We start from the raw sequence: 12,410 nt of genomic DNA, 5'->3' as shown, positions 1-12,410 counted from the left end.
TGGTGGATAAATGCAGATGTTGAGGAATTTATCTAGAAAAAGCACGTTGTTTTAGAGGTAATAATGCGTGATTGTCTTTGTGCTATTACTTATCTGATTATATTTGAATGAGCAGCTGGTGGATTTAAGTGGAGGTCATTCTCATGAAGTCGCTCAGGACTTCATGAGTTCACTAAATTTTTAAGTGCTTGGGTTTTTAATAGGTTTGTTTCTTTTGCACAACGTATAAGCGTTGTCCGAGTAAGATTGCAGCGACCGTTAAACCTATTGTTATGCCGACCCAAAATCCTTTTGCACCCATCGGCTCCGTCAGCATATCTGTTCTGGCTAATATATAGCCGAGCGGTAAGCCGACAACCCAATAGGCGACAAAAGTACGTGTAAAGATGGCAACCATCTCTTTATAGCCACGTAATGCGCCTGCTGCAACAACTTGCAGTGCATCGACACATTGATACAGTGCAGAGAAAATGATCAAGGTCACGGCGAGATTAATAACCTGTAGATTATCAGTATAAAGGCGCGCAATCTCCTCTCTAAACAGTAACGTTAAGATGGCGCTGACAACAGCCAAAGATAAACCCACACTAAGACCTGCATAACTGGCATTTTTTGCGCCTAAAGTACTGCCATTACCTAAATTAAAGCCAACGCGAATACTTACCGCACTGGCAATGCTCATCGGTAGCATAAACACCATGCTTGAAAAGTTCATGGCAATTTGATGCGAGGCGACAATCAAAGCCCCTAGTGGCGCGACAAGAACGGCTATCCCTGCAAAGATCGTGACTTCAAAAAAGATAGCAATCGCAACGGGTAAACCTAATTTAGAAATGTCACCAATAACCAGCCAATTGGGTTTTTCTATATTCACGAACAATGGGGTATGCTGCAATTTTTTAGCATATAAGACATAAACAAAAAGGGCGAAAAGCATGATCCAATAGACTAAGGTGGTTGCAATACCGCAGCCGACGCCACCTAATGCAGGCATGCCAAACTTGCCGTATACAAAAATCCAGTTAAGAGGAATATTTGCAAGTAATCCGATAAAACTGATGACCATCGCAGGTTTGGTTAATGACAAGCCTTCGACATAATTACGTAAGGCCTGAAATAATAAAAAAGCGGGAATAGCGGGGATCACCGCGTATAAATAGCGTGTTGTGATGCTTTTTAAAGAATCTTCAATTTGCATTTGATCAACAAGCCAACCTGCATTATATAAAATCAGTGCAATAGGCACACAGAGTAATAACGCCACATATAAACCTTGTTGGCCTAAACGGGGTATTTTATCGTATTGTCGTCCGCCATCCGCTTGTGCGATCAAAGGGATCATTGCCATTAATATGCCCACCCCAAATAAGATACAAGGTAGCCAAATACTGGCAGCAATTGACACGGCAGCCATATCATTCGCACTGACGCCACCGGCCATGATGGTATCGACAAAGCCCATTGCAGTTTGTGCAAACTGAGCGATAAAAAGGGGGATACTTAATTTTAATATCTTTTTTACTTCTTGTGAATAAAGCACATTAATCTCCAAAAAATCTGAGCGCTATTGTAAGCACAATTAAAATTGCCTTCAACTGAAAAGTATCTGTAAAATATAAAAAAACGGGGGGGTATCCTCGTATTGTTTAAAATGATTTATAAATGGAATGTTTTTAAAGTGCTTATTATTTTTACCCTAAAAATCATAAAAAGTACAATGGAAAGAGAAAAGCTCATTATATTCAAAGACATCTCTAAATAAAGGCCACTTTTTGTGGTATTGAGTTGTTTTTTGATAAATTTTTCTATTTTAGACTTAGTTTTTAGTACGCCTTCTTGTATATTAGTCCCCATTATTTTTTATTTAAGGGACCGAATTATGAGTCAAGTTTCCGCTACAGACGTATTAAGTGAATCTCATTCACAAGAAAAATTCTTAGCCGATTATAAAGTATCGGATTATTCGATTATTTCGTTAGATCTTGAGTTTGATCTTTTTGTGGAAAAAACGTTTGTTAAAGCCACGAGTAAAGTACGTGCATTAAATGATAGCAATCAACCCTTATTTCTTTTTGGTCAATCTTTAACATTGGTTTCTTTGTGTGTTGATGGTCAAGTACATAGCGATTATAAAAAAGTGGCCGGTGGCATTGAGTTATATAATGTACCGAGTGCTTTCGAACTTGAGATTAAAACCGAGATTTATCCGCTTGAAAATCAAGCATGTGAAGGTTTGTATATTTCAGGAGACGCCTTTTGTACACAATGTGAATCAGAAGGCTTTCGACGTATCACTTATTATTTAGATAGACCCGATGTGCTTGCGACTTTTACGACAAAAATTATTGCGGACAAAAAGGCTTATCCATCGTTACTCTCAAATGGTAACTGTATGGATAAAGGCGACCTTGAGAATGGGCGTCATTTTGTTTGTTGGCAAGATCCCTTCCCAAAACCGGCCTATTTATTTGCCTTAGTGGCGGGTGAATTTGATTGTTTAGAAGATACGTTTACTACAAAAAGTGGCAGAGACGTGAAACTGGCATTATTTGTAGACAAAGGCAATTTAGATAAAACAGAGCATGCCATGCGCTCGTTGAAAAAAGCGATGCAGTGGGATGAAACACGTTTTAATTTAGAATATGATCTTGATATTTACATGATCGTCGCGGTTGATTTCTTCAATATGGGCGCGATGGAGAATAAAGGTTTAAATATTTTCAATTCTAAATATGTATTGGCAAATGCACAAAGTGCGACCGATCAAGATTATTTAGGTATTGAAGCGGTGATTGGCCATGAATATTTCCATAATTGGACGGGAAATCGTATCACTTGTCGAGATTGGTTCCAATTAAGCTTAAAAGAAGGTTTGACTGTTTTTCGCGATCAAGAGTTTAGCTCTGATCTGGGTAGTCGCAGTGCAAACCGTATTGCCAATGTAAAAGTGATGCGTAATCACCAATTTGCAGAGGATGCGGGCCCAATGTCTCATCCTATTCGTCCCACATCCGTCATGGAGATGAACAATTTTTACACCGTGACAGTTTATGATAAAGGATCAGAAGTTATCCGCATGCTGCACACCTTATTAGGTGAAGAGAAATTCCAACAAGGCATGCAACTATATGTGCAACGCCATGACGGACAAGCGGTAACGTGTGATGATTTTGTGGCTGCGATGACCGATGCCAGTAATATTGACTTAACGCTCTTTAAACGTTGGTATAGCCAATCGGGTACACCTTTGGTTAATGTATCGGATTATTTTGATGCGAGTAAGAAATGTTATCAAATTACGTTTAAACAAAAAACATTAGAGACGGCAGATCAAAAGCACAAAGAAGCGTTGCATATCCCCATTGATATAGAATTATTAGACAGTGCGGGTGTTGCTTTTGATTTAGGTTATCAGCAAACACATAAAGTGATCAGTTTGACTCAAAAAGAGCAAACCTTTAGGTTTGACAATATCAGTGAGAAACCAGTGCCTTCTTTGTTTAGAAGTTTCTCTGCACCCGTTAAATATGAGTACGCTTACAGCGATGAGAATTTCTTACATCTCATGCAGTTTGCAAGTGATGATTTTTCTCGCTGGGATGCAGGACAATCACTCTTTAATAAATATTTAGTGGCAAACGTATACGCGTTACAAGCGGGTAAAGAGATGTCTTTACCGCCTTTATTTGTTGACGCCTTTAAGGTGACATTAGTTAATACGCAATTAGATCCCGCCATGATAGCGAATATATTTGAATTTATTAGTGAAGTAGGGGCGTTAGAGCTATTTAAAACAGTTGATATTGACCTATTGCATCAAGCGCGTGAATTTATGCTGCATAGTTTAGCGCACGGTTTACAAAAAGAATTTGTGCACGCTTATGAGCGTTCGCAATTAAATGCGCCGTACAATATTAAAACCGAAGATATTGCGAAGCGTCATTTAGCAAGTACTGCGTTATCTTATATTGCGTTAGCCGATCCTAAACTTGCTAATGTATTAGTGTTAAAGCAAATTGAATCTGCTAATAACATGACCGATCATTTAAGCGCATTAGCGGCTGCTAACAGTGGAAAATTGGCATGTCGTGAAACCGTCATGAATGATTTTGATAATAAATGGTTTAGTAACGGTTTAGTGATGGATAAGTGGTTTGTACTGCAAGCGACTTATCAAGATGCAGGCGTACTTGAAAAAGTAAAATCATTGTTTGAACATCGCAGTTTTGATATGAGTAATCCAAACCGCTTACGCTCACTTGTGGGTGGTTTCGCACAAGGAAATGCGTATTACTTCCATGCGATTGATGGCAGTGGTTATCGTTTCTTAACGGATTTGTTAATACAGTTAAACACCAAAAACCCACAAGTGGCTGCGCGTTTGATTACGCCACTTATTCAGTTCCAGCGTTTAGATGAAAAACGTAAAGAATTGATAAAAGAGCAACTAAATAGACTTTTAAATGTCCAAGACTTAGCGCTCGATTTATTTGAAAAAGTAAGTAAAGCTCTGCAACGTTAAAATGAGAACATTAAGGTTTATAAGCGTTAATGTTTATAAACCTTATTTATATTAAGTTACGTTAATACCTTGATTTACAGTAACGTATTGTATTACAAAGATATTTTAATTAAATGAAATAAAGTGACTAAAAACATTTAATAAAATCAGGTATTAATTTGTGTTGTTGCGTTAATCGCCTATGCTAAATATTGTCGATTAATTCGAAATCTATTCTATTAACCTTTTTGGAACGTTTTTTTATGGAAAAAATTAATATTATCTGTGTTGATGATGATCGTGAAGTATTAGATTCAGTATTACGCGATCTTGATTACTTTAGCGATTTTGTAAATTTAGAAGCTTGTGAGTCTGCATTCGAGTGTTTAGAGTTACTTGAAGAGTTAGATGCAAATCAAGAACATGTGGCCGTTTTGATTTCTGATCATGTAATGCCAGGAAAGTCGGGTGTTGATTTATTGATTGATGTTGAGGAGGATCCACGTTTTATAGGTACTAAAAAATTATTACTCACCGGTCTTGCAACTCAAGCGGATACTATCCGCGCTATTAATAATGCAAGAATCGATTATTTTCTTGAAAAAGTATGGGATCCCGAAGAATTATTACAAACAGTAAAAGAGTTATTAACAACTTATGTTGTTGAAAAGGGTTTAGATTATGAAACCTACGCGGATAAACTTGATGCGCGTACTCTCTCTCGTTTTGCTATCTAGATATTTTTATTTAAAAGAAGGGATTTCTGCATTTCGTTTTATGACTTCTCTTCTGTATAAGATCAACCTCTCTCGCTAGATCTTAAAATAAACACAGGGCCTACGTATTGCTCACTCTCTGTGTTTATTGATTCCCGTGTTACCTCAATATACTCTATCTGGGCCTGCCCGAGGGCAACGTGCTTCATCTTCGTTGTTGACCTGTCGTTAACGTTTTTATCAAATATGTTGATAGAACATCCCTGTCATAGCAAAGCAACTAAATAAGTGATCCGTTTTGCTTGTTGAAATTATCCCTACCTGCGTTGTGAGTTTTGACGTGAGAACAACTATCTCCTGAAACTAACGCATTGATAGTGTTAACTTTTCCTGCGAAATACCTGAAAGCTTAATTAATTCCTCTGCTATAAGATCTTTTTAAAATTTATGCAGATACGCAAAGCCCAATTTGGCGCTCTGATTTTGTATCTGCAGTATCAATAGCATCTATCCTTGTGCCACTACCTGCTTGTTACATAATTCTTGTTTGTAAATATCCACCCAAAATGCTGTCGCACCACAAACGGCGATTGGCATAATAATAAAATTTAAAATAGGTATGGTGGTAAAAAAGCTCACTAGCATGCCAAACGTTAAGTTTTTTCCCCATCGATGACGCAATGCAAGTTTCATCGTTGCAAAAGGGATCTTGTGGTTATCAAAAGGGAAATCTGCATATTGTATGACCATCATCCAGCTTGCAAAAATAAACCAAATAAAAGGTGCGATCACTGGGCCAAAAGCCGGTATAAAGAAAAGCACCGCACAAAAGATTAAGCGCGGTATAAAGTAAGCCCATTTTTGTAACTCGCGTTTAAAAATCCGCGGTAAATCTTGGAATAATTCTTTTAATCCATCATTATTAATTTCTTTACCGGTTAATAGCATTTCTGTTTTCTCTGCTAATAAACCATTAAAGGGTGCTGCGATAAAATTAGCGACACTTGAAAAGATGAAAGAAAAAGAAAACAGAATAGATAAAATCAAGAATGGCCAAATTATATATGAAAGCCAATTTAAAAAATCTGGAAGTTGTGTTAAATAACTATCAATCCATTGCATAATTGCGCTAAAAAGAAACCAAAATGCACTACTGAAAATAAGTAGATTAATAGATAAAGGGATCAAAATAAACAGGCGTAATTTGCGATGGCTTAATAATTTTAGCCCTTTCAATAAATAGCCGACGCCAGACAGCGGTTGTTTAATAATCGAATTAGGTAGCATAAATCTCTCTTTTAAAGGTCAATTAAGGATATTTTAACGTGTTTATCTAAATAGATAACAGTTTTTTAATAAAAACTTGTGAAGTATTGGACGGTGTGGGTATTTCAAGGTAATTTAGCTCTAATTCCCTAATAAAAGAGCAAATCATCATGCAGCACTTTCAATCTATTTTAATTGTTATCGGATTAGTCGCTATTGCCGGCGTTTTAATTCATGGATATTTATTAGGGCGTAAAGAAAAAAGAAGTTTGGCTCAATTTTCAAGAGAGGCTGATTTATTTCATGAAGACAGCGAACTTTTAGATGCTAAGGATGCAGTCGAAAATGAAGATTTGGCCTTTTCCATCCAAGAAAAAGAGAGCGAACAAGTAGCCGAGATCGATTTTTCAGTGGTTTTAAATCCAGAAAAAGTGGAAAGTGTTAAATTTGATACGCTTGCTCTCGACGAGGACGCGCAAATAAAAACAATGCAAACACAATTTTCTGAGCAGGCGGAAGATACTTTGCAAGTTGAAAGCGTCGCCTCGCAACGTGAGGCCGAAGAGAAGCCTCAAGAAGAAACGTATACATCGATTAGTGCTGAAAGTTCAATACAAGATACGCCATCAGAAGAGGACGCTCAGGAAAGCTCTGAGGCATCGCTAATAGAGATTGATAGCCAAAGCGAACATAGCGTCGAAACCAAACCGCTCGAACGCGACAATAAAAGCATCGATGAAAAAGATCTGTTTATTTTTAATGTTGTCGCAAAAGATGATCAACTCTTATACGGTCATGCCTTATTGCAATTCTTTTTAACCTCCGGATTCCGATTTGGTGAAATGTCTCTTTTTCATCGCCATCAACATTCAGATGGAACAGGCCCCGTTCTCTTTAGTATTGCCAACATGATGCTACCCGGCACTTTTGATCCGATAAATATGAAACAATTTGATTGTCCAGGCGTGTCTTTCTTCTTGAGTGCACCAGATCCTGATATTAATGTTAAAGAGGCGTTTGATCTGATGTTGATTGCGGTAGAGCAAATGGCAGAAGAATTTGATTGTTTAGTATTAAATGCGCAACGTGAAAAATTAACCGAAGCTGAATTTAGAAATTATCATGAGCGTTTAGCGCATTACTTGTAAGATTTATATGCTAAAATAGTTTTTTTAAACCTCGTTTACGGGGTTTTTTTTGTTGTTAAAATTGGATCTCGAATGGCAATTGCGTTACAGGTAAAGAAGCTCACTGAGCAATTAGAAGAGTATAATTATCAATATTATGTATTAGATGAACCCAGTATCTCTGATGCACAGTATGATGCTGTTTTTCAACAATTAAAAGCAATAGAAAGCGAACATCCGCATCTTCTTCATGAAAATTCACCAACTCAAAAAGTGGGTGGTCAGGCACTGTCTAAATTTGAGCAAGTAGCCCATGAAATGCCGATGTTAAGCTTAGATAATATGTTTAACGATGAGGCGCTACAAGCGTTTATACAGCGCGCCAGCGATAAAAGCATAAAGGAAGTCGCTTTTTGTATCGAGCCTAAATTAGATGGTTTAGCGGTTAGCATTATCTATGAGCATGGTTTACTGGTGCAGGCCGCGACGCGCGGTGATGGACACACGGGTGAAAATGTGACGGCTAACGTCAAAACAATTTCTAATATCCCACTTCGATTACGTGGTGATAATATCCCCCAACGTCTTGAGGTGCGCGGTGAAGTCTTTATGCCACAATTGGGTTTTGATAAATTAAATGCTCGTTTAGAAGCACTTGGTGAAAAATCCTTTGTTAATCCCCGCAATGCAGCTGCAGGCAGTTTACGCCAATTAGACTCGAAAATAGCAGCAAGTCGTCCCTTGGCATTTTATTGTTATGCGGTGGGGGTGTTTGATGGTGACCTTGAAAACTCACAATACGCGCGTATGCAACAACTCAAAGGTTGGGGCTTGCCTGTTTCAAGTGAAATATCACGTGTACAAGGGCTTGATGCTTGTCTTGCGTATTACCGTAATATCGTGACGCAACGTGAAAGCTTAGGTTATGCCATTGATGGCGTAGTCTATAAAGTAGATGATATTGATTTACAAGATAAATTAGGATTTGTGGCGCGCGCGCCTCGTTGGGCGAGTGCTTATAAGTTTGCAGCCGAAGAGGCCATAACGCGCGTCGAAAATGTAGAGTTTCAAGTTGGGCGCACGGGCGCAATTACCCCCGTTGCTAAATTACGGCCAGTATTTGTTGGTGGGGTGACTGTCTCTAACGCGACCTTGCATAATCAAGATGAAATAGCGCGCTTAGGTATTTTAATTGGTGATGACGTGGTGGTGCGCCGTGCGGGAGATGTGATACCGCAAGTGGCCCGCGTATTATTAGAAAACCGCGACCTTAGCCAGACCCAAGAAATTCATTTTCCAAGCGTTTGCCCGGTATGTTCAAGTGCACTTGAGCGCATTGTTGGCGAGGCGACTATTCGTTGTACGGGCGGTTTGTATTGTGCAGCGCAGCGTAAAGAGGCCATTAAACATTTTGCGTCGCGTAAAGCCTTAGACATTGACGGCTTAGGTAATAAGTTAGTGGCGTTATTGGTCGATCATGATTTAATTAAAGATCCTGCGCAACTTTTTGATTTAACACTGGCGCAAATATCAACATTGCCACGTATGGGCAGTGTATCGGCGAAAAAAGTATTAAACAGTTTACAAGTAAGCAAAAAAACGACGCTATCGCGTTTTCTTTATGCGTTAGGGATCCGCGAAGTCGGAGAAGCGACAGCCAATAATCTGGCGATGCATTATAAAAACTTAAGCGCATTACAAGATGCGGGTATAGAAGCGTTAAAAGAGGTGGCAGATGTAGGCGATATTGTCGCTAAAAATATTTATTATTTTTTCCGTCAGCCGAGTAACCTGCAAGTCGTAAATCGCTTATTAGAGGCAGGTGTACATTGGCCAGATATCCAAGCGGTTGAAAGTACGACGCAAACTTTAGTGGGACAAACGTTTGTTATTACGGGATCATTTGCTAATATCTCTCGCAGTGATATAAAATCGGAATTACAAGCATTAGGTGCAAAAGTCTCGGGCAGTGTTTCTAAGAAAACGAATACATTAATCGCCGGGACTGCAGCGGGCTCTAAACTTGAAAAAGCACAAGCATTAGACATTAATATCATGGATGAACAACAATTATTTACTTTATTAAATAAACAATAACAAATCATTGAAGATTAAAAGGGTTGTTAATTAAGAGCCTTTTAAAAATGTAAATAAGGGATAAAATGAAAAAAATTAAAAATGAATCTCAGTTAATGCAACATGCTCTTAAACTCGGTATCGCGTACGCACGAAATCAGGGGTATACGGGGATAGATACCGCAACTTCTGCAAAAGATAAACAAGAAATTATTTATCGTTTGTTAGTACAAGATAAATTAATCAATGCGTTAAACAAAGAAGATGAAACGACAGCCAACATAAGACATAAGTTAGTCTTATGGATCTCAAAACATTTACCGGCAGACCATTCTCTTTTGAAATAGAAGAAAAACAGATCGTTAAATTCAGCCCGGATAGCCTATAAAAAGGTTTTTCAGGCTGAATTTTGTGTAAAAAGGGGATAAATTTTACAAAATAGCGCCTATCTGGCGTTTTTTGCGCTAAAATTTGTCTTATAAAAGTCAATTACGCTATAATAATGCGTTAATTGAAAATCATTTATACGTTTTTGACGTAGGTAATTAAAATAAATAATACCTTTATCTTTGTTGGCAGAGAAGAAGGAATGGATTCTTATTTTCATTTATGTTTGTCGTTATACAAATGAAATAGGGTATTAAATAGTTATAGATATTAAGGAACACCGATGGTAGTACAGCTTGAAACTAAAACGCTGTTAGAGTTAGCAACAAATTCATTTTCATTGTATGCAGATAAATTATTAGCTTCGAATATCAAAGATATCAATATGACTTACCAAGAAGCAAGTCTAAAAATACAGACATTACAAGCCACGTTTAAATCATTAGGCGTAACGCAGGGTGATAAAGTCGCAATTTGTAGCGAAAATATGCCTAACTGGGGCGTTGTGTACCTTGCTGTGACCACAATGGGGGCTGTTATAGTGCCTATTTTGCCGGATTTTCATAGTAATGAAGTGCATCATATTATTAAGCACTCTGAAGCTAAAGCAATCTTTTTGTCTAAAAAACAACGCGCGAAGTTAAGTGAGGATGATTTTAGTTCGGCGCTAGAATATTCATTTTCGGTTGAAACATTAGACTTTTTTGAAGATACGGATGCATCAGAAAGTTTATTTGTGGTAAAAAACCCTGTTAAGCCATCTTTGATGGAAACCATGAAAAAGGGATTAAAAAAACCAAAAGAAACCGTAGAGAAAGCGTTGGTTATCCACCCTGATGATCTTGCTGCTATCATTTATACCTCGGGAACAACGGGTCAATCTAAAGGTGTGATGCTGAGTCATAATAATTTAACCGCGCAAATACAACAAGCAGCGACATTAGTTGATATTAACGCTGCTGATAAATTTTTATCTATTTTACCGTTAGCACATACGTTTGAATGTTCTGTTGGATTCTTGGTGCCTTTTGCTAATGGCGCCTCAATTTATTATCTAAATAAAATTCCCTCGCCTAAAATTATTTTAGCCGCGATGGCAAAAGTGCAACCGAGTTGCATGCTCAGCGTACCCTTAGTCATCGAAAAGATTTATAAATCGAAAGTACAAGCCAACATTAATAAAAATAAAGTTGTGAAGTATCTTTATGAAAATGTGCCTTTTGTTCGCAAACGATTACATAAAATAGCGGGTAAAAAGTTAATGCAAAGTTTCGGCGGTAAAATGCGATTCTTTGGTATTGGTGGCGCGAAGTTATCGCCGTTTGTAGAGCAATTTTTAATTGAAGCTGAATTTCCTTATGCGATAGGTTACGGTTTAACGGAAACTGCGCCTATCATAGCAGGCGCTATTCCTTATAAAACAAAAGTCGGCAGCACCGGGATAATTGCACCCGGTATTGAGTGTCGTTTTTGTAAAGAAGATGAAAGCCAACTCGATGGTGAACTACATGTTCGGGGTCCGAATGTCATGCTTGGCTATTATAAAGATACCGTACGTACAGCTGAAGTTCTTGATGCCGATGGTTGGTTAAATACCGGCGATCTGGGTTATATGGATGATAACGGTATCTTATATATTAACGGACGTAGCAAAAATGTGATCATCGGTTCAAGTGGTGAGAATATTTATCCTGAATCAGTGGAAGCGGTATTGAATCAAAATCCACTGGTATGTGATTCGTTAGTTTATGAAGAGAATGACAAAATAGTGGCGAAGCTATTTCTTGATTACGATAAATTTGATGAGTTTCATAATATTGAAACAACGAGTGATTCTGCATTACATAAAACAATCCTCACGTTACTTGAAGAGATAAAAATAACTGCAAATAGTCAGTTAGCTAACTATGCCAAAATCAGTAAAGTGATTGAGCAAACTGTGCCTTTTATTAAAACGCCGACTGCAAAAATCAAACGTTACTTACACACACCTTCATAAAAACAAAAAGAGCAATACACCCGCGTGTATTGCTCTTTTTTGTGCGTCTATTTCCCTGCCCCAAGACAAAGCGTTAACTTCTATTGATAGCCCTGATACTTGAGAGGCTAAATCAGCAAGCCAGATTTGGCTTAGCTTCTTGGCATACTATTGAAAATAGTTACGCTATATTGATGTTTTTTTATAACAATACCTAAACAACACCTCAGTAACACCTCAACAACAAAGATAAGTTCAAGTTAACGATCCCTTTAGGCGCTAACTCGAATATCCCTTATGCTTTGCAAGTTTTAAAGTGAGAACAACTATTTCCTGAAAATCACACCTTGCTGTGTTAA

Annotated in this window: 8 protein-coding genes; 6 read left to right on the top strand and 2 right to left on the bottom strand. The window is 37.9% G+C overall.

What is annotated here, in order from left to right:
* Positions 1-196: 196 nt before the first annotated feature.
* Complete coding sequence (locus PCNPT3_RS07060) at positions 197-1,540, bottom strand: MATE family efflux transporter (RefSeq protein WP_015465187.1); 1,344 nt, start codon at positions 1,538-1,540, stop codon at positions 197-199.
* Positions 1,541-1,879: 339 nt separating this feature from the next.
* On the opposite strand from PCNPT3_RS07060, the gene pepN reads away from it, so the two are divergent.
* Positions 1,880-4,522, top strand: a complete 2,643-nt coding sequence (pepN, locus tag PCNPT3_RS07055) for an aminopeptidase N (RefSeq protein WP_015465186.1) — start codon at positions 1,880-1,882, stop codon at positions 4,520-4,522.
* A gap of 242 nt (positions 4,523-4,764) precedes the next feature.
* Entirely contained in the window at positions 4,765-5,238 is a 474-nt protein-coding gene (locus PCNPT3_RS07050; protein ID WP_015465185.1) for a response regulator, read from the top strand.
* Between the two features lie 486 nt (positions 5,239-5,724).
* On the opposite strand, the gene cysZ is transcribed toward PCNPT3_RS07050, so the two are convergent.
* The gene (gene cysZ, locus PCNPT3_RS07045) at positions 5,725-6,504 is read right to left on the bottom strand and encodes a sulfate transporter CysZ (protein ID WP_015465184.1); all 780 of its coding nucleotides are present in this window, start codon (positions 6,502-6,504) and stop codon (positions 5,725-5,727) included.
* Between the two features lie 149 nt (positions 6,505-6,653).
* On the opposite strand from cysZ, the gene zipA reads away from it, so the two are divergent.
* The 4 genes from zipA to PCNPT3_RS07025 all read left to right on the top strand — a co-directional run bounded on the left by zipA (position 6,654) and on the right by PCNPT3_RS07025 (position 12,072).
* Entirely contained in the window at positions 6,654-7,631 is a 978-nt protein-coding gene (zipA, locus tag PCNPT3_RS07040) for a cell division protein ZipA (RefSeq protein WP_015465183.1), read from the top strand.
* Between the two features lie 72 nt (positions 7,632-7,703).
* Complete coding sequence (gene ligA, locus PCNPT3_RS07035; RefSeq protein ID WP_015465182.1) at positions 7,704-9,707, top strand: NAD-dependent DNA ligase LigA; 2,004 nt, start codon at positions 7,704-7,706, stop codon at positions 9,705-9,707.
* A gap of 65 nt (positions 9,708-9,772) precedes the next feature.
* The gene (locus tag PCNPT3_RS07030) at positions 9,773-10,033 is read left to right on the top strand and encodes a DUF5062 family protein (protein ID WP_015465181.1); all 261 of its coding nucleotides are present in this window, start codon (positions 9,773-9,775) and stop codon (positions 10,031-10,033) included.
* 323 nt (positions 10,034-10,356) lie between these two features.
* Entirely contained in the window at positions 10,357-12,072 is a 1,716-nt protein-coding gene (locus tag PCNPT3_RS07025; RefSeq protein WP_015465180.1) for an AMP-binding protein, read from the top strand.
* The last annotated feature ends 338 nt before the right edge of the window (positions 12,073-12,410 follow it).

It is taken from the genome of Psychromonas sp. CNPT3, assembly GCF_000153405.2.
In the GTDB taxonomy this organism is placed as follows: domain Bacteria; phylum Pseudomonadota; class Gammaproteobacteria; order Enterobacterales; family Psychromonadaceae; genus Psychromonas.
This window is presented reverse-complemented; position numbering and strand designations above follow the sequence as displayed.